Origin of the sequence: Bradyrhizobium jicamae (assembly GCF_001440395.1) — a bacterium.
Taxonomy (GTDB): Bacteria; Pseudomonadota; Alphaproteobacteria; order Rhizobiales; family Xanthobacteraceae; genus Bradyrhizobium; species Bradyrhizobium jicamae.
The window spans coordinates 307-20,628 of sequence record NZ_LLXZ01000218.1 but is presented as its reverse complement, the minus strand read 5'-3'; the positions used below and the strand labels follow the sequence as shown (position 1 = coordinate 20,628).

The 20,322-nt window shown below is 64.6% G+C and carries 16 protein-coding genes; 10 read left to right on the top strand and 6 right to left on the bottom strand.

Annotated features, from left to right (window positions below; all coding sequences use genetic code 11):
- The first annotated feature begins 71 nt into the window (after nucleotides 1-71).
- Nucleotides 72-719 (top strand): J domain-containing protein, encoded by a 648-nt coding sequence (locus CQ12_RS38315; RefSeq protein WP_057840405.1) that lies wholly within the window; start codon nucleotides 72-74, stop codon nucleotides 717-719.
- Between the two features lie 170 nt (nucleotides 720-889).
- Here the strand turns inward: CQ12_RS38315 and CQ12_RS38310 are convergent, their stop codons facing one another.
- Entirely contained in the window at nucleotides 890-1,981 is a 1,092-nt protein-coding gene (locus tag CQ12_RS38310; protein ID WP_057840477.1) for a citrate synthase/methylcitrate synthase, read from the bottom strand.
- Nucleotides 1,982-2,054: 73 nt separating this feature from the next.
- On the opposite strand from CQ12_RS38310, the gene CQ12_RS38305 reads away from it, so the two are divergent.
- Complete coding sequence (locus CQ12_RS38305) at nucleotides 2,055-3,272, top strand: citrate synthase family protein (protein ID WP_057840404.1); 1,218 nt, start codon at nucleotides 2,055-2,057, stop codon at nucleotides 3,270-3,272.
- On the opposite strand, the gene CQ12_RS38300 is transcribed toward CQ12_RS38305, so the two are convergent.
- A complete protein-coding gene (locus CQ12_RS38300) occupies nucleotides 3,230-3,913 on the bottom strand; it encodes a DedA family protein (protein ID WP_057840476.1) in 684 nt (227 codons plus the stop codon). The two genes, CQ12_RS38305 and CQ12_RS38300, sit on opposite strands and share 43 nt — an antisense overlap.
- Nucleotides 3,914-4,214: 301 nt before the next feature.
- Between CQ12_RS38300 and cobS the strand changes: the two genes are divergently transcribed.
- From cobS to CQ12_RS38270, 6 genes are all read left to right on the top strand, one after another.
- Nucleotides 4,215-5,213, top strand: coding sequence for a cobaltochelatase subunit CobS (gene cobS / locus CQ12_RS38295; protein WP_057840403.1), 999 nt, complete (start codon nucleotides 4,215-4,217; stop codon nucleotides 5,211-5,213).
- A 3-nt stretch (nucleotides 5,214-5,216) separates the two neighbouring features.
- Complete coding sequence (locus tag CQ12_RS38290; RefSeq protein WP_057840402.1) at nucleotides 5,217-5,627, top strand: GNAT family N-acetyltransferase; 411 nt, start codon at nucleotides 5,217-5,219, stop codon at nucleotides 5,625-5,627.
- The gene (cobT, locus tag CQ12_RS38285; RefSeq protein WP_057840401.1) at nucleotides 5,624-7,531 is read left to right on the top strand and encodes a cobaltochelatase subunit CobT; all 1,908 of its coding nucleotides are present in this window, start codon (nucleotides 5,624-5,626) and stop codon (nucleotides 7,529-7,531) included. Before CQ12_RS38290 ends, cobT begins: the two co-directional genes overlap by 4 nt.
- A 4-nt stretch (nucleotides 7,532-7,535) precedes the next feature.
- Nucleotides 7,536-8,606 carry an esterase-like activity of phytase family protein gene (locus CQ12_RS38280; RefSeq protein ID WP_057840400.1) on the top strand — a complete coding sequence of 357 codons (1,071 nt, stop codon included), beginning with the start codon at nucleotides 7,536-7,538 and terminating at the stop codon, nucleotides 8,604-8,606.
- 88 nt (nucleotides 8,607-8,694) lie between these two features.
- The gene (locus CQ12_RS38275; protein WP_057840399.1) at nucleotides 8,695-9,807 is read left to right on the top strand and encodes an NADH:flavin oxidoreductase/NADH oxidase; all 1,113 of its coding nucleotides are present in this window, start codon (nucleotides 8,695-8,697) and stop codon (nucleotides 9,805-9,807) included.
- Between the two features lie 296 nt (nucleotides 9,808-10,103).
- Complete coding sequence (locus CQ12_RS38270; protein WP_057840398.1) at nucleotides 10,104-11,204, top strand: LLM class flavin-dependent oxidoreductase; 1,101 nt, start codon at nucleotides 10,104-10,106, stop codon at nucleotides 11,202-11,204.
- Nucleotides 11,205-11,448: 244 nt separating this feature from the next.
- Here the strand turns inward: CQ12_RS38270 and CQ12_RS38265 are convergent, their stop codons facing one another.
- The 4 genes from CQ12_RS38265 to rpmB form a co-directional block, all read right to left on the bottom strand.
- The gene (locus tag CQ12_RS38265; protein WP_057840397.1) at nucleotides 11,449-12,570 is read right to left on the bottom strand and encodes a DUF2336 domain-containing protein; all 1,122 of its coding nucleotides are present in this window, start codon (nucleotides 12,568-12,570) and stop codon (nucleotides 11,449-11,451) included.
- Between the two features lie 247 nt (nucleotides 12,571-12,817).
- Nucleotides 12,818-14,101 (bottom strand): T6SS phospholipase effector Tle1-like catalytic domain-containing protein, encoded by a 1,284-nt coding sequence (locus tag CQ12_RS38260; RefSeq protein ID WP_057840396.1) that lies wholly within the window; start codon nucleotides 14,099-14,101, stop codon nucleotides 12,818-12,820.
- Between the two features lie 244 nt (nucleotides 14,102-14,345).
- The gene (locus tag CQ12_RS38255) at nucleotides 14,346-15,083 is read right to left on the bottom strand and encodes a hypothetical protein (protein WP_057840395.1); all 738 of its coding nucleotides are present in this window, start codon (nucleotides 15,081-15,083) and stop codon (nucleotides 14,346-14,348) included.
- 229 nt (nucleotides 15,084-15,312) lie between these two features.
- Nucleotides 15,313-15,621: a 50S ribosomal protein L28 gene (gene rpmB / locus CQ12_RS38250; RefSeq protein ID WP_057840394.1), complete on the bottom strand. Its 309-nt coding sequence runs from the start codon at nucleotides 15,619-15,621 to the stop codon at nucleotides 15,313-15,315.
- Nucleotides 15,622-15,952: 331 nt separating this feature from the next.
- Here rpmB and CQ12_RS38245 point away from each other — a divergent pair, with 331 nt between their 5' ends.
- Nucleotides 15,953-16,843 (top strand): DUF3108 domain-containing protein, encoded by an 891-nt coding sequence (locus CQ12_RS38245; RefSeq protein ID WP_083519665.1) that lies wholly within the window; start codon nucleotides 15,953-15,955, stop codon nucleotides 16,841-16,843.
- 577 nt (nucleotides 16,844-17,420) lie between these two features.
- Nucleotides 17,421-20,322, top strand: a 2,902-nt coding sequence (locus CQ12_RS38240) for a helicase-related protein (RefSeq protein WP_245310333.1), incomplete at its 3' end; no start/stop codon positions are given.

Sequence of the window (20,322 nt, the reverse complement as noted above, 5' to 3'; positions counted from 1 at the left end):
GGTGTATCCGAACGGAGGTATTCGCAATGTCAAGACTTGAAGCCTTTCGCATTGCGTAGTCAAAGTCAGTCATGCCAATTGATTCATCCAAGTTCTTCGATTCCATTCGCATCAAGCCCAACAAGGTCAGCGCGAAGGCGCAGGCGCGTGCGAATGAAGAATCCGCCATGTGCGAGTGGGCAGGCTGCCAGAACAAGGGGCCGCACCGCGCGCCCAAAGGCCGCGAGAATTCCCGGGAGTACTTTCACTTCTGCCTCAACCACGTCCGCGAATACAACCAGAACTACAATTTCTTCCAGGGCATGAATGCCGATGCGGTCGCGCGCTACCAGAAGGATGCGCTGACCGGCCATCGCCCGACCTGGAAGATGGGCGCCAACACCGGCGGCAAGAAGGGCAAGCAGCCCGGCGCCGAGGATTTTGACGGCGCCGCCGACCCCTTCAGCATGTTCTCCGAGCTTAACGGCCGCGGCCGCTGGCGGCCCGGACCGGGCGCGGAGGCCAAGGCCGAGACGCGCAAGGTGATGAACGCCGAGCGCAAGGCGCTGCAGGTGATGGGGCTTTCCGCCGAAGCAACGCTCGATGACGTCAAGGCCAAGTACAAGGCGCTGGTCAAGCAGCACCATCCCGATGCCAATGGCGGCGACCGCTCCACCGAGGATCGCCTGATCGAGATCATCAAGGCGTATAATTATCTGAAGACCGTGGTGCGCGCCTGATCGTCGCCCCTGCGAACGCAGGGGCCCATACGCCGAGGCTTCTAGATTTTATTCCACTGGTTGACGGCTTTCGCGCAACATCACGCATTTGTGGTTATGGGTCCCTGCTTTCGCAGGGACGACAGCGGAGATGATGGCTCCGCTGTTGCCTTCCAAACATTCTTGCTCGTTCACCCCGGCATTGGCCCGATATACGCCGAGCTCGGTCGGATCAGCCGGCCGCCGCGCTGCTGCTCGCGGGCGTGCGCCGTCCAGCCCGCCGCACGCGCCACCGCAAAGATCGGCGTGAACGCCTGCCGCGGGATTTTCAGCGCGTCGAGGAGGATCGCGGTGAAGAACTCCACATTGGTGTCGAGTGGCCGGTCCGGATTCTTGATCCGCAATGCGCTGCGGATATAGGCCTCGACCTCGCCCGCAAACGGCAGGTCAGTACCGTCACCGGCGAGCCGCTCGATCGCGCCCTTGAGAACATCGGCGCGCGGGTCGCGGACGCGATAGACGCGGTGGCCGAATCCCATCAGCCGCTCGCCACGGGCGAGCGCACTATCGACCCACGGCTTGATGCGCTCGGTCGAGCCGATCGCATCCAGCATTTCCAGCACCGGCTCGGGCGCGCCACCATGCAACGGTCCGGTCAGCGCGCAATAGCCGGCCGTGACAGCCGCGAACAAATCCGCCTGCGTCGAGGCGACCACGCGCGTCGCAAACGTCGAGGCGTTCATGCCGTGGTCGCAGACCGTGACGAAATAGGCGTCGAGTGCGGCGGCCTCGCGCGCGTCCGGTTTGCGGCCGAGCATCATCGACAGCGTGTCGGCGGCGTGGCTCGCGGTCGGATCGGGCGCGACGGGATCGTTGCCCTTCACCCGCTGCACCAGGGCGCCGGCAATCACCGGAAACGCGCCGACGATCGTGGCCTCATGCACAAGCCCCGCTTCCGCGCGAAGCCCGGCGATTGCCGCGCGAAAACCGTCGATGATCGAAAGACCGCGCGTGATGCCGAGAAGATCCGGCAGTCGGGCGAAGGCGCGTTCACGCCCCGCGCCGAGCGCCGCGCGCACCGCGGCTTCGCCGATCGGCTGGCCGGTGCCGCCGCTCCATAACCGGGCGGTCACGCCCTCAAAACCGGTCTTGCGGGCGAGGTCGCCGACCCGCTCGCCGGCGATGATCAGTTCGCCGCGCTCGCCATCGACATGGCTGAGCACGGTTTCGGCGGCCGGAATGCCGTCCAGGCCGATCGGGGTCTTCGAAATCTGCATGTTCATGGGGCTCTCCTTTGCCTGCTGCCAAAGGTCGGGCCTCTCGACAGATTGATCAATCTTGATTATGTAAATCAACATGAAAAAATCCGCCGGCCTTTACCTCTCGGCCCGCGAGGCCTCCGCCGAACTCGCGATCTCGCAGGCCACCCTTTATGCCTATGTCAGCCGTGGCCTGATCCGCTCGGAGCCGTCGGAGGACTCGCGCAGCCACCGCTACCGGGCCGAGGACGTCCGTACGCTGAAGGAGCGGCGTACCCCCTCGCCGGAGCCGCGGGGCCTGCGCAGCTTCGATGCCGATCTGCCGGTGATGGATTCAACGGTCGGGACCATCACCGAGGAGGGCGCGATCTATCGCGGCGTCAACTGCGTCGATCTCGCCGAGCGCGACACGCTCGAACATGCCGCGACGCTGCTCTGGGACGTGACCGGCGTCGATCCCTTCGATCAGGACAATTGCCCGATCATCTCAGACGAAATGCGCGCCGTCGCCGAAGCCACCCGCAAAGCCGGTGCGATCGATCGCGCCATCGCCGTGCTGGCGCTAGCAGCCGCCGCTGACCCGCGCGCCTTCACGCGAGCGCCCGACGGGCGCGCGATGGTCGGGGGCCGCATCGTACGGCTGGTGGTTGCGACCATGCTGAACGCAAAATCATCGGCAAAACCGCTGCATTCGCAGATTGCCCGCGCCTGGGCGCCGGACAACAAGCACGCGCCGGATCTGATCCGCCGCGCGCTGGTGTTGCTGGCCGACCATGAACTGAACGCCTCGACCTTCACCGTGCGCTGCGCGGCGTCGACCGGCCTGAATCTCTACGACGCCGTGATCGCCGGCCTCGTCGCGTTGAAGGGCCCGAAACACGGCGGCGCCGGTGTGCTGGCCGCGCAGCTTCTGAAGACGCTTGCCACTAGTGAAGTTGCCCCGGTCATCCGCGAGCGCGTCGCGCTCGGCGAGCGTTTTGCGGGCTTCGGTCACGGCGTCTACAAGCACGGCGATCCGCGCGCACGGGCCCTCTTGGAAGCGCTGGCGCGCTCCGGCGCTGACCGCAAGCTCACCCACGAAATTCCCGAGCGAATTGCCGAAGCGACCGGCGAATTCGTCAATATCGATTATGCCCTTGCGGTGCTCGTGCACACGCTCGGCCTGCCGCCCGGCCACGAACTGGTGCTGTTTTCGATGGCGCGCACGGTCGGGTGGATCGCGCATGCCTGCGAGCAACTGCAGCACGGCCGGTTGATCCGGCCCCGCGCCCGTTACGTCGGTCCGGCGCCGGGACGCAGCCCCGTCCGGGCCTGATCCGAAGCGGTCTTGCCCGTCCGGCGGCGGCGCAGCGTCCAGACGCCGAGCGCGATGATCGCGGCCGCGAACACGCCCAAAATCCAGAGATGCTTGCCGATGTGTTGGTGATGCGGCAGGCCGGCATAGTGGTGCAGCGCCGAGACCGCGAACACGCCCGGCAGGATGTGCGCCGAAGCCCATGCAATGACCGCGGCAATGTTGACGCTGTAAAACCTCGCCGGCGACATCCCGAGCGCGCCGGCGGTGACCGGTACGAAGGCGCGGATCGGGGGCACAAAGCGCGCGAACAGCACGGCGAGCGCTCCCCAGCGCTGGAAGAACGCCTCGCTCTGCGCCATCACGGCGGGATATTTCGACATCGGCCAGGCGCTGAGAATTTCGCGTTGCGAGCGATGGCCGGCCCAGAATGCCGAGCCATCGCCGAGCAGGGCGCCTGCGATCGCGGCCGCCAGCACGCCCCACAGGTTCAGTTCTCCGCCGGGCACCAGCGCACTCAGCGCCAGGATGATGGTCGATCCCGGCACCAGCGCCCCTGCGACCGGGATCGCCTCCAGGAGGGCAGCGAGAAACAGCGTCAGGTAAGCCAGCCACGGATGGACTGAGATGAATGCGATCACGGGATCGAGGAATGAAGTCACAACCATGCCGTCCGCTGGAGGGCCGCCGCACTCAGAGCTACCAAGCCCGAAGGGAGCCCGAAAGTGCCGTCGTCCTCGGGTTTGGGCCTGGCAGGGGGCACAAGCCGACAAAAGTGCGGCGTGATTCGCAGAGCAGCCCTCCAAAAACCTGATACAGGGCCTATCTCAATGATAAGGCAATGGAACTTTGATTGCGCCGCGGGCTTCTGCCGGCCCCTGCTCTCTGCTAGGTTGGCAACAGCCCCCATCCGCAGCCATTAACAGATCTGGTTTCGGGAACGCCCGGGACCTCGGAGGATTGATGACGACCGCCGCCATGAGCAAAGTTTCGGAGCCCGCCGGTATGCCCGACATGAAGGTGTCGGTTCGGCAGGTCTTCGGTATCGACAGCGACCTCGAAGTGCCGGCCTATTCCGAAGTCGACCCGCATGTGCCGGAAGTCGATTCGGATTACCGCTTCGACCGCGCCACCACGCTCGCGATTCTCGCCGGTTTTGCCAAGAACCGCCGCGTCATGGTCACCGGCTATCACGGCACCGGCAAATCGACCCATATCGAGCAGGTCGCCGCGCGCCTGAACTGGCCCTGCGTGCGCGTCAACCTCGACAGCCACATCAGCCGTATCGACCTCGTCGGCAAGGACTCGATCGTCATCAAGGACGGCAAGCAGGTCACCGAATTCCGTGACGGCATCCTGCCCTGGGCGCTGCAGCACAATATCGCGCTGGTGTTCGACGAATACGACGCCGGTCGCCCCGACGTGATGTTCGTGATCCAGCGCGTGCTGGAAGTCTCCGGTCGCCTGACGCTCCTGGACCAGAACAAGGTGATCAAGCCGCACCCGGCGTTCCGCCTGTTCTCGACCGCCAACACCGTCGGTCTCGGCGATACGTCGGGCCTCTATCATGGCACCCAGCAGATCAACCAGGGCCAGATGGACCGCTGGTCGATCGTCACCACGCTGAACTATCTGGCGCATGACGAGGAAGTCGAGATCGTGCTTTCCAAGGCGCATCACTATCGCACGCAGGAAGGCCGCGACATCGTCAACAAGATGGTGCGGCTCGCCGACCTCACGCGCAACGCGTTCGCGAACGGCGACCTGTCGACGGTGATGAGCCCGCGTACCGTGATCACCTGGGCCGAGAACTCCGAGATCTTCGGCGACATCGGCTTTGCGTTCCGCGTCACCTTCCTCAACAAGTGCGACGAGCTGGAGCGGCCGCTGGTGGCCGAGTTCTACCAGCGCTGCTTCAATCAGGAGCTGCCGGAATCGGCGGTCAACGTGGCGCTCAGCTAGCCCATGGCGAAAATTTCCGTCGAGCGCACCATTGGAAAGACCAAGAAGGCGGTGCTCGGCGGACTTATCGGCTTCAACGCCGAGAAGATGGGGAAGCAGAAATACAAGCGCCTCGCCATCTCGCTGCGTGAAGGGGACAAGATCGTCGGCGGGATTGTCGGCGAAGTCTGGACCACGGTGCTGTTCATTCAACTGTTCTGGATGGAGCAGAAACTGCGCGGCAAGGACTACGGAACGAGGCTGATAAAGGCGATTGAGGACGAAGCGAGAAAGTTCGGGGCCACGCGGTCCTATCTGGATACGATGAGTTTTCAGGCGCCGGGTTTCTACCGCGCTTGCGGCTATGAGGAATTCGGTTCGATCGAAGGTTATCCCGGCGGCGTCACGCGGCACTGGTTTACGAAAGCGCTATGAGCACATCATCCAACTCCAAATTCCGCACCGGGTCCAAGGAAGCGCCGACCGAGCCGTTCAAGCGCGCGGTGACCTCCTGCCTGAAGGCGATTGCGAAAGCGCCGGAACTGGACGTGACGTTCGCGGCCGAGCGTCCCGGTCTCGCGCCGGGCAAGGCGCGGCTGCCGGAGCCGGCCCGCAAGATGACGAAGCGGGATGCGGCGATCGTGCGCGGCCACTCCGATTCGATCGCGCTTAAGCTCGCCTGTCACGATCCCAAGGTGCACCGCAAGCTGATGCCGGGAAATCCGCAGGCGCGCGGCGTGTTCGAGGCGGTGGAGCAGGCGCGCGTCGAGGCGATCGGCTCGCGCCGGATGGCGGGCGTGGCGAAAAACCTGACCGCGATGCTCGACGATCATTTCCACCGCGGCAAATACGACGAGATCACCGACCGCGCCGATGCCCCGCTGTCGGATGCGCTGGCGATGCTGGTGCGCGAGCGCCTGACCGGCCTTGCACCGCCGACGGCCGCCAAGAAGATGGTCGATCTCTGGCGCCCGGTGCTGGAAGACAAGATCGGCGCCCGGCTCGACAAGCTCAGCCGCGTCACCGAAGACCAGGCCAAGTTCGGCGACCTCGTGCACGACCTGTTGTCTGCGCTCGACCTCGGCGACGACCGCGACGCGGACGCCGATGACGACGAGAACGACGACGAGAACCAGGACGGCGAGAACGACCAGTCCGGCGCCGAAGGTTCGCCCGACAGCGACGCCGCGCAGGAAATGAGCGCCGACCAGGCGCAGGCATCCACCGACGAAATGTCTGAAAGCGCGATGGAAAGCGCGCAGGCCTCCACGTCGGATACGTTCGACGATGGCGAACTCGGCGATGACGAGACGCCGGGCGAGGCGACGCGGCCGAATACGCGTGGCGCCAACGAGCCGCGCGGGCCGGAATATCACGCCTTTGCGCCGAAGTTTGACGAGGTCATCGCTGCCGAAGATCTCTGCGACCATGACGAGCTGGAGCGGCTGCGCTCCTATCTCGACAAGCAGCTCGCGCATCTGCAGGGCATCGTGGCGCGGCTCGCCAACCGGCTGCAGCGCCGCCTGATGGCGCAGCAGAACCGCGCCTGGGAGTTCGACCTCGAGGAAGGCATCCTCGATCCGGCGCGGCTGTCGCGTGTGGTCACCGATCCCTATCATCCGTTGTCCTTCATGCACGAGAAGGAAGCGACCTTCCGCGATACGGTGGTGACGCTGCTGCTCGACAATTCCGGTTCGATGCGCGGCCGCCCGATCACGGTGGCAGCGACCTGCGCCGATATTCTCGCGCGTACGCTGGAGCGTTGCGGCGTCAAGGTCGAGATCCTGGGCTTCACCACCCGCGCCTGGAAGGGCGGGCAGTCGCGCGAGGCGTGGCTCGCCGCCGGCAAGCCGGCCAATCCCGGCCGGCTGAATGATCTGCGCCACATCATCTACAAGTCTGCGGATGCACCCTGGCGGCGGTCGCGCAAGAATCTCGGCCTGATGATGCGCGAGGGCCTGTTGAAGGAGAACATCGACGGCGAGGCGCTGGACTGGGCGCACAAGCGTCTGCTCGGAAGGCCCGAACAGCGCAAGATCCTGATGATGATCTCGGACGGCGCGCCGGTGGATGACTCCACGCTGTCGGTCAATCCCGGCAATTACCTCGAGCGGCACCTGCGTCATATCATCGAGGAAATCGAGACCCGTTCGCCGGTCGAACTGATCGCGATCGGCATCGGTCACGACGTCACGCGCTATTATCGCCGCGCGGTGACCATCGTCGATGCCGAGGAACTCGGCGGCGCCATCACCGAAAAACTCGCCGAACTGTTCAGCGAGACCCACGGCGCCGCGCCCGTCTCGGGCCACCACCGGCCGCGCCGCCTGCACTCGTGAGCGCATGCCCCCGCCGATCGGCCGTCGCCGCCTTTTGAAATATGCCGCGGCGGGGCTATCGGTGGCGGTCATGCCGGCCGTCGCGGCGGCGCAAACGGCCGTTCAGCGGCCGCCGAAGCAGGCGAGTCCCGACGAGTTCACCGTCAGCACCCCGGTTTCGATTGAGGTCAACGCCCGTCCGTTGCCCTCGTTCGATACCCGCGACCGGGCGCGGGTGCGGTTCGGCGAGCTCGAATATCGCAGCGGCCTCATGCTCACCTCGCGCTTCCGCGGCTTCGGTGGGTTGTCGGGACTAAGGCTGGACGCCAAGGGCGAGCGCTTCATCGCCATCAGCGACAAGGGCGGCTGGTTCACCGGGCGCATCGTCTACAAGGGCCGCGAGATGATCGGGCTCGACGATGTCGAGGCTTCGCCGATGCTTGGCCCCGACGGCAAGCCGATCACCTCGCGCGGCTGGTTCGATACCGAGGCGCTCGCGCTCGACGGCTCGCTGGCCTATGTCGGCCTCGAGCGCGTCAATCAGATACTGCGCTTCGACTTCGCCAAGGGATTTACCCGTGCGCAGGGCGAATTGATTCAGTTGCCGCTGGGCGTGCGCAAGCTGCCCTACAACAAAGGCATCGAGGCGCTTGTGGTGGTGCCGAAGGGCCTGGCCCTGGCGGGAACGCTGATCGCGATCTCCGAACGCGGGCTCGACGCGCAGGGCAACATCACGGCCTTCCTGATCGGCGGCAAGTCGCTGGGGCTGTTCAGCATCCGCCGCACCGACAATTTCGACGTCAGCGACGCGGTGCTGCTGCCCTCCGGCGGGTTGTTGCTGCTGGAGCGCAAATTCTCCTGGCTTGGCGGGGTCGGCATCCGCATCCGCCGCATCGCGCTCGCCTCCATCGTCCCCGGGGCGGTGATCGACGGTCCCGCAATCTTCGAGGCCGATCTCGGCAACGAGATCGACAACATGGAAGGCATCGACGTCCATGTCACGCCGGAGGGCGAAACGGTGCTGACGCTCGTTTCCGACGACAATTTCTCGATGATCCAGCGCAATCTGCTGCTGCAGTTCACGCTGGTGGAGTAGGGGAGGGTTGCAAGCGGCACGGGTTGAGCCGCGGACAGCGGCTCGCTAGCATTGCGGACCGCTTTCCTTGCCCCCGGATCCCCTTGTCATGAGCGCTTTGTTTACCCCGATCAAGCTGCGCGGCCTCAACCTTGCCAACCGCATCATGGTGGCGCCGATGTGCCAGTACTCGTCCGTCGATGGCGAGGCCAATGACTGGCACTTCACCCACATCAATTCGCTGGCGCTGTCGGGCGCGGCCATCTTCTGCATCGAGGCGACGGCGGTCGAAGCGAGCGGCCGCATCACGCCGGGCTGCCTCGGCCTCTACAATGACGCCACCGAAGCCGCCTTGAAGCCGATCCTCGCCTCGGTGCGGAAGCGTTCGAAGGCCGCGGTGATGATGCAGCTCGCCCATGCCGGCCGCAAGGCGTCGAGCCACACGCCGTGGGATGGCGGGCAACTGATTCCCGTCGCCGAAGGCGGCTGGCGGGCGGAGGGGCCGTCGGCGATCCCCCACAAGCAGGGCGAGACGCCGCCGATTGCGTTCGATGCGGCCGGGCTTGCCCGCGTGCGCGACGCCTTCGTGGCGGCTGCGAAGCGCGCCGAACGGCTCGGCATCGACGCGATCGAGGTGCATTCGGCGCACGGTTATCTCTTGCACCAGTTCCTGTCGCCGATATCAAACCAGCGTACCGATCAATATGGCGGCTCGCTTGCGAACCGCATGCGCTTCCCGCTCGAAGTGTTCGACGCGGTGCGCGCGGCGTTTCCGCATGACAAGCCGGTGGGATTGCGCGTCTCCTGCACCGACTGGGTCGAGGGCGGCTGGGATCTGGCGCAGACCATCGAATTCGCGCAGGAGCTGAAAAAGCACGGCGTCGAGTGGATCGACGCGTCCTCGGGCGGCGTGTCGCCGCTGCAGAAGATTCCGCTCGGCCCCGGCTACCAGGTGCCGTTCGCGCAAGCCATCCGCGAGGCCACCGGGCTTACCACCATCGCCGTCGGCCTGATCACGGAAGCCAGGCAGGCCGAGGAGATCGTGGCGAGCGGCAAGGCCGACATGGTCGCTCTCGCCCGCGCCATGCTCTACGACCCGCGCTGGGGCTGGCACGCGGCGGCTGAACTCGGCGGCGAGGTGTTCGCCCCGCCGCAATACTGGCGCTCGCAGCCCTCGACACAGAAGGCGCTGTTCGGCGCGACCACGTTCGGGACGAGGTAACCTCTTCTTCCTTCTCCCCTTGTGGAAGAAGGGAAGGGGCGCTCCGCTCTCCCCGCGTCATTGCGAGCGAAGCGAAGCAATCCACATTTCGGCTCGGAGATAGATGGATTGCTTCGCTGCGCTCGCAATGACGGCGTCAGGCATCCGCGCGCGATCCGCTCCCTCGCAATGACGATCTCGAAACCTGACCTCTGCCCATCCGTTTCGTCATAACTCGGCCGCACGCCGGGCATGCTATGCTCTCGCTTGCGCGCGACAGACGCGCTTTGAATAACAACATACAGCGAGGACGCCCCATGGAAATCGGATATTTCACGATGCCGTCCCATCCGCCGGAGTGCGGGTTGAAGGAGGGCCACGACTGGGACCTGCAGACGCTGCGCTGGCTCGATGAACTCGGCTACCAGGAAGCCTGGATCGGCGAGCACCACACCGCGCCCTGGGAACCGCATCCCTCGCCCGATCTCATTCTCGCGCAGGCGTTCTTGCAGACCAAGAATATCCGCCTCGGGCCCGGCGGCTTCCTGCTGCCCTATCACCACCCGGCCGAACTGGCGAACCGTGTCGCGATGCTCGATCACCTCTCCGGCGGACGGCTGAACTTCGGCGTCGCGGCCTCGGGCCTGCCGAGCGACTGGGCGATGTTCAATGTCGACGGGATGTCCGGCCAGAACCGCGACATGACGCGCGAGGCGCTGGAGATCATTTTGAAAATGTGGACCGAGGACGCGCCCTGGAACTACACCGGCAAGTTCTGGACCGTGAACAAGCCGGACACGATGTTCGACTTCCTCAAGCCCCACCTCAAGCCGCTGCAGGCGCCGCATCCGCCGATCGGCGTCGCCGGTCTTTCCAAGGGCTCGGACACGCTCAAGCTCGCAGGCGAGCGCGGCTATATCCCGATGAGCCTCAACCTCAACCCCGCCTATGTCGGCAGCCACTGGGAATCGGTCGAGATCGGTGCTGCGAAGACCGGACGCAAGCCGAAGCGCAGCGACTGGCGGCTGGTGCGCGAAGTCTTCATCGCCGACACCGACGAAGAGGCGTGGCGGCTCTCCGTCGGCGACATGATGGGCCGGATGATGACCGAATATTTCCTGCCGCTGCTCGGTCATTTCGGCTTCAAGGACTATCTCAAGGCCACGCCTGATATCGCCGACAGCGACGTCACGGCCGAGTACTGCGCGCGCAACAACTGGATCGTGGGCTCGCCCGCGACCGTCACCGAGAAGATCGAAAAAATCTATCACGAGGTCGGCGGCTTCGGCACGCTGCTGGTGTTCGGCTTCGACTACAAGCACAAGCCGGAGGCGTGGTACAATTCGCTACGCCTGTTGCGGCACGAGGTGATGCCGCGGCTGAAGCATCTCGACGCGGGTCTGACGAAAGCGGCGTGACGGATCGATCTTCCTTCTCCCCTTGTGGGAGAAGGTGGATCGCTGGCGCGAAGCGGCAGCGAGACGGATGAGGGGTTCTTTCCGCGGAGACAGACCCCTCATCCGCCTCCGCTTCGCTCCGGCACCTTCTCCCACAAGGGGAGAAGGGGAAGTAAGCTTCGTAGCTCGCATGAGCGGAGCGATATGCGGGTGCGTCGGGCAGCGGTCCCGGATATCGCTTCGCTCATCCGGGCTACGTGATCTCTCAACTCTTCTTCGCGGCGTCCGCGGCGCGGACTTGCCAGAATTTCAGCAGGCGCCGCGCGTTCTCGACCGTGAGCTTGGCGTATTGCTCTTTCGCTTTCGCCAGCTCATGGCGGCCCATGCTGCCGGCGGCAAAGCGACTGTCGAGGATGGCGGCCACCGTTTCCCAGTTCAAGCCGGCGACGCGGCAGGGGATCAGCACGCCGTCGTCGCGCAGGCTCTGCATCACAGGGCGGATCACCTCGATGCTCGACGCCGACAGCTCGGCGAGCGCCGCGACCGTCTCGGCATACTTGCGCTCCTTTGCAAATGCCAATAGCGCCGGCTCGTTGAGCTTGCCGTGCTTGCCAAGTGTCGCGACGAAGCGGCGGGCCGCGGAGAAATCACGGGTGCGCGACATTTCGCGGCTGGCGCCGACGGAGGCGGCCGCGATCGCGCTCCTGATTTCCTCGAACAAATGCGGCGGCGCGCGCGACAACAGCCGCGTGCGCACGGCCTCAGTGGCGCTCTGCAGCAATTGGCGGCGCTGCTCGGCCGGCAGGTCGACGCGGATGCCGGTTTCGACCACGAGATCCGGATCGCTTTCCGCCTGCTTCAGCACGATGGCATAGCCGGACGCCGACATTCGCGCACCGGGATTGCTCACCAGCCGCCGGCTGACGGAGGGATAATGCCGCTTCAGCAGCGCATCGGTGACGATCTCGGTCAGCCACCAGCGCCCGGAAATCGCGAGCAGATGCTGCTCGCTCTTGGTCTCGGCGAGTTCGATCAGGTCCTCAGGCGTCAGCCGCGCCGATTCGGTCAGCACCGGCCGCGCGATCGAAATCTCGTCGTTGTTCGCGAGCCGCCGGACCACGGCCTTCGGCGCCTGCTTGATCGAGGCGAGTTGCGTGCTCATTTCCGCCAGCGCAATGCGTGCGGAGACATCGGCCAGCGCGCGCAGCTCGATGGTGCGGATCAGCCGTTCCAGCACGTCGCCGAACAGCTCGATCTGTTCGCCGGAATAGCCGTCGGCGGACAGCAGAAACAGGTCGGTCACCTGTCGCAGCGTATCCAGATGTTTTTCCGACGAACCGGCCTGGATGGCCGCCTCGACTTCGTCGGCGATCGATCGTGTCAACATCGCTCGTCCTGAGCGTTTCAAGCCGGTTCTGGCAGCAGATGCGTGAGAATAGGAGGCAGAGTTGAACGATCCGTAAACCATTTGGGTCGCGCCGCGGCGGGATTGCGGCCACAGGATTGCGGAGGTGCTCGGCCAGTGGCCGAGTGATGCGTAGGGTGGGCAAAGCGCAGCGTGCCCACCATCTATCACCGAACGTGCTGCTTGATGGTGGGCACGCTTGCGCTTTGCCCACCCTGCAAAAGGGTGCTCACTCCGCCCCAACCTCGTCCGCGCTCGCATGCGCCGGCGGCACCGGCATCGGGAATTTCTCGTACTCTCGCGGCAGGTTCACCGGGCGGTAGCTCGGCAGCGCGTCCATGCGCTGCAGCGCGGATTCGTGGATCACGGCGCCTTCGGGGATGAAGCGCGGCTCGGCGTCGGGGATGTAATAGCCGAAATGCGTCTTCCGCGCCGGCCATTCCTTGTAGGTCGCGCTCTTCGGCAGATATTCCAGCAGCCACCATGCGCCCTTCAGCGAGGTGTGCAGGTCGCCGCGGATATCGGGCACGACATAGGAGAACGGGCTGCCCTTGCGAGGGACGCCCCAGGCGAGCTGGTTCACCGTGGCCTGGTTCACCTTCAGTCCGCATTTTGTGGCTTCGTCGATCATCCAGAGCAGCGGATATTTCGAAAGCCCGCTTTCCTTTTCCGGATAGCCGCCGCCGATGTCGGCATGCACGCCGGCGAACCACACCTGCAGAATATCCTGCGCGGCCGCATTCACGTCGTTGAAGCGGACCGGCTTGTAGGTCTGCGGATCGTCCCACTTTTTTAGGCGGAACATGCAGCGCCGCTCGTCGATCGAGATCGCTTGGCGGAACGTCTCGACGCTCGGGTTCACGATCGTGAACGCCAGCTCCTCCAGGCTCGGCCAGTAGAAGCGATCGGCCCGCGGCACGATCACGCTCGCCACCGTATCCCAGACGCCGACGAAGCGGATGGTGGGCCAGCGCGTCGAGGTGATGCGCGCGAACTGCGCGGCATTGTCGAAGGGGGTTTGCAGCGTGTCTTCCGCGGCGATCGCCTCGATGGCCGACTTGAACTTCGCGCGAAGCTTCGGCGCTTCATCCGAGGAGAACTGCTTGTAGGCGATCAGCCCCGAGCCTGCGAGATTGGCCTGCTCCGGCGTGATCAGACCGATCTTGTGGATCAGCCCCGCCAGCACCCGCACGGTATAGGCGCCGCGCGAAAAGCCGAACAAGTAGATCTGGTCGCCCGGATGCCAGTTCGTAACCAGGAAGCGATAGGCCGAGAGCACGTTGTTATCGAGCCCATAGCCGGTGGCGAGCCCCAGGATGGCGTTGAAATCCTGCTTCAGCTTGTGCCATGGGTCCGGCCGCTCCAGCGTGCCGACCCCCGGATCGTAAAACACCAGCTGCCGCGGCTCGGTCTTCTCCGTCTTGCGCAGGCAGCGATAGAGCTTGAGTACGTTCGAGATGTTCTCGGAAATCTCGTTGCCGGTGCCGTCGCAGCAGATGATGATGTTGCGCATAGTGTCGCTTCCCAGATACTACCGGAGCGAGCATAGCAGAATTTTGGGGATTTTGGATGGCGGCGCGTATCGCCGCGTCACGCCGCCTCGGTGACCGCGCGAATCTTCAAATGCATGCCCGTCTCCTCCTGCAAGGCGCCGATGACGCCGAGCAGGTTTTCGGCGGCAGCATGAGCACACTGCCTATCCATTTGAGCGCCTCTCACCAGCAGCGAAATCGGCAGAAAGCTCACAGTCTGCTTGCCTATGTCCCCGCTGGCCCTTGATTGACATCCACCACGTGCCGGTCCGGCCCGACAGTAATCACAATCGTATAGCTCTTCTTGCCGCCAGCCTGATCCGTCGGCGGCGCAAGATGCAACTGACCACCATACCATTCACCGGGCATCAGCGTGTTGTCCTTGATCACCGTCTGCTCAAGCATCGCCATGTTGCGCTGCCCCGTTTCAATCGTGGCAGCCACCATGGCTTCGTTCTGAAAGGCCGCGTTGTTCTGTGCGATCGCTGCGGCTGTCGGACTGTAGAACGTGCCCGTGCGGCCGCTCGGCGTCGTGTAGGTGCCGCGGCCAGCGTTAGAGGCGCTGTAGGAATTTGCAGCAACGGCAACGCCGGTGAGAATGGCTGCTGCCACCTGCCGGTTTTTCTCTTCCTGCTGCAGCATTTCGAAGGTGACGATCTGCATTCCAAAGTCGGAGCCGCCGACGTGCTGGATAGCCTCCACCTGGGCGACGCGAAATTCCGTGGGCTGTTTGCCGACGTTGTTGATGCCGACGACGAACACCGGCCGTCCGTTCGCCTGCAATTGGCGTGCGGCTGGTCGCACCAGCACCAGCGAGCTCTTCTGGCGTGAGACCAGCGCCGGTTGCCCGTCGCGCATCATCGCCTGTTGTTGTGGATTGGAAGCGCGAAACGCAATGGTTTCGCCGTTCGAAACACAGCCGCCCAACGCGGCGCAAAGCGCCACGATTCCCAGATTACGCATGACATCAGCCCCCAGACCCGATGCAAATACAAGCGCAACCGGAGGGGGCAAACAAGTTCGAATGCGTGCTTTCCCGTGGGAATACGGTGGATACTAAAGATGAAGACGTGGATGGCCGGGACTAGCCCGGCCATGACGGGGAGAGGAAGAGCGGCGCGCCCCAAACGCAAAAACGGCCGGGTCTTCCGACCCGGCCGCTGCAAACTCCGATCCGCCGATTTCGTTGAGCTCAGCTCGCCTTCTTCACGAAGACGGGCTTGCCGACCTTCTTCTCGATGGCGCGCTTCAGGTCGAGCGCGCGGGGGGAGAGGACGTCGGCCTTGGCCTTGAGCAGGTAGGCGTCGAGGCCGCCATTGTGGTCGACGCTCTTGAGCGCATTGGTTGAGACGCGCAGGCGCACGTTGCGGCCGAGCGCGTCCGAGATGAAGGTGACGTTGGTCAGGTTCGGCAGGAAGCGCCGCTTGGTCTTGATGTTCGAGTGGCTCACCTTGTGGCCCACCTGGGGGCCCTTGGCCGTCAGTTCGCAGCGCCGGGACATCTTGCAAATCCTCTTCCATCCCCGCCTAAGGCCAAGCCGCATCTCGCGGGCGCCGCGGGGGTCCAAAATCGCGTCCATTTCCAGGAACCGCGGACGTATAGGGGGAGACGGCTGCGGGGTCAAGGTTCTTTGGCCCGCCGCGCGGGGCGGAATGGGGCCTAATATTAGGAAGTTCCAGCGGTTTAAGCCTTCCTTATAAAGGGCGCAATCCGCGCCGACATCATGAGTTTCGCGATTAAGACCCCTCGGCCGCAGGATGTGGCCCCAGTACCGGGTCAGTGAAGCGTGTTTTCGCGTCAACACGCGTTGTTTGCGGGATATTTCTGCCTAAATGAACAAGAGTACGCGCCGATCCCGGGACCTGCAGGAATTGACCAGCCGCAAAACCCCCTCATCCCTCACCAGGCTCACGCTCGGCCTGTGCGCCGCCGCGGGCCTCTGGCTGGTGCCGCAGGGGGTTTTGGCGCAGGGCCGGCTGGATGCGCAATATGAGGCGACGCTGGCGGGCATTCCCGTCGGCAAGGGCACCTGGACTATCGAAATCGGCGACGACATGTTTGCCGCCACCGCCCAGGGCGGCACCGCGGGGCTCTTGAAGGCGTTTTCCGGCGGCAGCGGCTCCGGCGCCAGCGTCGGCCGGATCGTCAACGGCGCAATGGTCCCCAATGCCTATACCGCGACCACCACCACGCAGAAGAAATCCGAAACCATCCGGATTTCGCTGGCAAACGGCGGTGTGAAGGAATTTTCGATCGACCCGGCGCCGCCGGTCGATCCCGACCGCGTCGTCGTCACCGAGGCCCACCGCAAGGGCGTGCTCGATCCCATGACCGGCTCGATGGTGCGGGTGCCCGGGAATGGCGAGGTGATGACGCCGGATGCCTGCCGCACCGGCACCGGCATTTTCGACGGGCGCATGCGCTACGACCTCAAGCTCGATTACAAGCGCATGGAAACGGTCAAGGCCGAGCGCGGCTATCACGGGCCGGCGATCGTCTGCGCGATCTATTTTACGCCGCTTGCGGGCTACATCCCCGATCGGCCCGTCATCAAATATCTCGCGGCCGAGCGGAAGATGGAAGTCACCCTGGTGCCGATCACGGGAACCCGGGTTCTGGTTCCCTTCCGCATGACCATCCCGACGCCGCTTGGGCTCGCCATGCTGGAGGCGACGTCGTTTGTTTCGACGGCGACGCCGCCAAGGGTAGCGAAGACGAATTGAGCCTCAGTCGTCATTGCCGGGCTTGACCCGGCAATCCATCGTCTTTGGAAGAGCTTCTTCTTTTTGGATGGATGCCCGGGTCAAGCCCGGGCATGACGACTGGAGCGCGGGGTACTAAGCGGAGCAAAACCCCCGACTCATCGCTTGACTCTTACCCACTTCTGATTCGACTCACGTCTTTAAGAATTTGGTCCCGAAACCGTCGCTTGTGGAGCCCGCGTAAACTTGATCTAGTGCCGCCCCGGGCGTTTCAGCGCGAGATGTTGCGGTGAACGTATCGGGTCTCGGGAGGAGTCAGCGATTCGGACGCGATTCGTTCCAGACTCGTTCCAGAACTTAAGCCGCGACCGCATCGCCGTCGCAAAGTGAAACAGAATCGGCGCGGATGGTGCCAGACGAAAGCGAAGTGCTGATTTTTTCCGTCATTGCGAGGAGCAAAGCGACGAAGCAATCCATACTTCCCGTGGGGCGAGATGGATTGCTTCAGCGGAGTTTATCATCGGCGGCGCTTGGCGCCGACCCGTTGGCTCGCAATGACGCGGTGAGCGCTCGCACCTAAATAGAAACACCTGCACTGATGGCTTTCTCTCCTTCCACGTTCGCAACCGAACGCGCGCCCGGCGCGGGCGTTACTGCCGTGCTCGGGCCGACCAACACCGGCAAGACGCATCTCGCCATCGAGCGGATGCTGGCGCATTCGTCCGGTGTGATCGGCCTGCCGCTGCGGCTGCTCGCGCGCGAGGTCTACAACAAGATCGCCGATCGCGCGGGGACTGAAGCAGTCGCGCTCGTTACCGGCGAAGAGAAGATCAAGCCGAAGAATCCGCGCTACTGGGTGTCTACCGTCGAGGCGATGCCGCGAGATCTCGACGTCTCGTTCCTCGCCGTCGATGAAATCCAGATCGCCGCCGATCTCGAGCGCGGGCATGTCTTCACCGACCGCATCCTGCATCGCCGCGGCCGCGACGAGACGCTGCTGCTGGGTGCTGCGACGATGCGGCCGATCATCGAGCGGCTGCTGCCGGGCGCGTCCATCATCACGCGTCCACGGCTGTCGCAGCTTGAATTCGCCGGCGACCGCAAGATCACGCGCCAGCCGCGCAGAACCGCCATCGTCGCTTTCTCGGCCGATGAAGTCTATGCGATCGCGGAATTGATCCGGCGCCAGCACGGCGGCGCGGCTGTTGTATTGGGCTCGCTGAGCCCACGCACACGCAACGCGCAGGTCGCGATGTTCCAGAACGGCGACGTCGATTATCTCGTCGCGACTGACGCTGTCGGCATGGGGCTGAACCTCGACGTCGATCACGTCGCGTTTGCCTCCGACCGCAAATACGACGGCTATCAGTTCCGGCGCCTCACGCCCGCCGAGTTCGCGCAGATCGCGGGCCGCGCCGGGCGCGCCACCCGCAACGGTACGTTTGGCACCACGGGGCGCTGCGCGCCGTTCGAGCCGGAGCTCGTAAATGCGCTGCAGAACCACACGTTCGACAGCGTCAAAATGCTGCAGTGGCGCAATTCGAAACTGGATTTCTCCTCGCTCGGAAGCTTGCAGGTCTCGCTCGCCCTGCCGCCGGGGCATGAGGTTCTGACCCGCGCGCCGATCGCCGAAGACCAGCGCGTGCTCGATCATGCCGCCCGCGACGGCGAGGTGAGGGACATGGCCCACGGCGCAGGCGCCGTGGAACGATTGTGGGACGCCTGCGCTATTCCGGATTACCGCAAAATCGCGCCGGCTGCCCACGCCGAGCTCGTGACTACGCTTTATGCATTCCTGATGAAAAAGGGCCGGATCCCTGACGCATGGTTCGCCGCCCAGGTCGACCAGGCCGACCGCGTCACCGGCGATATCGACACGCTGTCGGGCCGGATCGCGCAAATCCGCACCTGGACCTTCGTCGCCAACCGGCCGGACTGGCTGTATGACCCCGATCACTGGCAGGGGATCACCCGGGAGGTGGAAAATAAATTATCCGATGCGCTGCATGAACGCTTAACAGAGCGTTTCGTTGACCGGCGGACCAGTGTATTGATGCGCCGCCTGCGGGAGAACTCAGTTTTGAATACGGAAATTGGCAAGACCGGCGAAGTGATTGTGGAAGGCCATGCGATCGGCCGGCTCGATGGATTTACCTTTGCACCCGATGCGGCGGAAGCCGGCTCGGACGCCAAGGCCTTGCAGGCCGCAGCGCAACAGGTGCTGGCCAGCGAGATCGACGCGCGCGCCGGAAAACTCTCGGCAGCGCCCGACGACCAGTTCGTGCTGACCTCCGACGGCACCATCCGCTGGACCGGCGATGCCGTGGCGAAATTGGTCGCCGCCGACGACGCGTTGCATCCGCGCATCCGCATCATTGCCGACGATCGTCTCTCCGGCGCGCCGCGCGAGGCCGTGCAGACGCGGCTCGATCTGTGGCTGAAGACGCATATCGAGAAGCTCTTGGGGCCGCTATTCGGCCTGTCGAAGGCCGAGGACATCGCAGGCATCGGGCGCGGTATCGCGTTCCAGCTCGTCGAGGCGCTCGGCGTGCTCGAGCGTTCGAAGATCTCTTCCGAGATGAAGGATCTCGACCAGGCTTCGCGCGCGACGCTGCGCAAATACGGCGTGCGCTTCGGTGCCTATCACATCTATTTCCCCGCGCTCTTGAAGCCCGCGGCGCGCGCGCTGGCGTCGCTGCTGTGGGCCGAGAAGCAGGACAATGTCGACATGTCCGCGCTCTCTGGCGCGCAGCATCTGGCGAGTTCGGGCCGCACCTCGTTCCCCGTGGACAAGGCGTTGCCGCGCGATGCCTATCGCGTGCTCGGCTACCGCCAGTGCGGCGAGCGCGCGGTGCGCGTCGATATTCTGGAGCGTCTCGCCGATCTCATTCGTCCCGCGCTGGCGTGGCGCGAAACGTCGCCTGGCGAAAAGCCGACCGGCGCGTTCGATGGCCGCGGTTTTGTGGTGACGCAGGCGATGACCTCGCTCACGGGATCGGCCGGCGAGGATTTCGCCTCGATCCTGCGCGCGCTCGGCTACCGCATGGACAAGCGTCCGCCATTGCCGCCGAAGCCCGCGCCCGAAGTCGTCGTCGAGACAATCGCCGCTGAAACGCCGCCCGTCGAGGCTAGCGCCGAGGTGACGGCAGAGACGCCGGCGGAAGAAGTCGCGGCGGAAATACCTGTCACGAGCGAGCCAGTGGCGAGCGAGCCGGTGTCGTCGGCCTCGCTGCTGCCGGATGTGACGCCGTTCACCGCGGCAGAGCCGGTAGCTGCGGCAGAGCCTGCGCCCGCTGAGGTAACGCCGGCGGAAGCGGCGATCCTGGACGCACCGCCGGAACAGGAGACGACGGAAGTCACCAGCGCCGCGGAAGCCGCCGCTGAGCCCGCTACTGCGAGCGAAGCGCCTGCGGCAGCCGAGACGCCTGCGGAAGGCGCTGTTGCAGAAGCCGCTCCCGTCGAAGCCCAGCCTGAAACTGAAACCAAGGCCGAAGCAAAAT

Excerpts from the sequence above, each read along its gene's own strand:
- CQ12_RS38315 (WP_057840405.1), top strand. The coding sequence starts at position 72 with ATGCCAATTGATTCATCCAAGTTCTTCGATTCCATTCGCATCAAGCCC.
- CQ12_RS38310 (WP_057840477.1), bottom strand. The coding sequence starts at position 1,981 with ATGAACATGCAGATTTCGAAGACCCCGATCGGCCTGGACGGCATTCCG.
- CQ12_RS38305 (WP_057840404.1), top strand. The coding sequence starts at position 2,055 with ATGAAAAAATCCGCCGGCCTTTACCTCTCGGCCCGCGAGGCCTCCGCC.
- cobS (WP_057840403.1), top strand. The coding sequence starts at position 4,215 with ATGACGACCGCCGCCATGAGCAAAGTTTCGGAGCCCGCCGGTATGCCC.
- CQ12_RS38290 (WP_057840402.1), top strand. The coding sequence starts at position 5,217 with ATGGCGAAAATTTCCGTCGAGCGCACCATTGGAAAGACCAAGAAGGCG.
- cobT (WP_057840401.1), top strand. The coding sequence starts at position 5,624 with ATGAGCACATCATCCAACTCCAAATTCCGCACCGGGTCCAAGGAAGCG.
- CQ12_RS38280 (WP_057840400.1), top strand. The coding sequence starts at position 7,536 with ATGCCCCCGCCGATCGGCCGTCGCCGCCTTTTGAAATATGCCGCGGCG.
- CQ12_RS38275 (WP_057840399.1), top strand. The coding sequence starts at position 8,695 with ATGAGCGCTTTGTTTACCCCGATCAAGCTGCGCGGCCTCAACCTTGCC.
- CQ12_RS38270 (WP_057840398.1), top strand. The coding sequence starts at position 10,104 with ATGGAAATCGGATATTTCACGATGCCGTCCCATCCGCCGGAGTGCGGG.
- CQ12_RS38265 (WP_057840397.1), bottom strand. The coding sequence starts at position 12,570 with ATGTTGACACGATCGATCGCCGACGAAGTCGAGGCGGCCATCCAGGCC.
- CQ12_RS38260 (WP_057840396.1), bottom strand. The coding sequence starts at position 14,101 with ATGCGCAACATCATCATCTGCTGCGACGGCACCGGCAACGAGATTTCC.
- CQ12_RS38255 (WP_057840395.1), bottom strand. The coding sequence starts at position 15,083 with ATGCGTAATCTGGGAATCGTGGCGCTTTGCGCCGCGTTGGGCGGCTGT.
- rpmB (WP_057840394.1), bottom strand. The coding sequence starts at position 15,621 with ATGTCCCGGCGCTGCGAACTGACGGCCAAGGGCCCCCAGGTGGGCCAC.
- CQ12_RS38245 (WP_083519665.1), top strand. The coding sequence starts at position 15,953 with ATGAACAAGAGTACGCGCCGATCCCGGGACCTGCAGGAATTGACCAGC.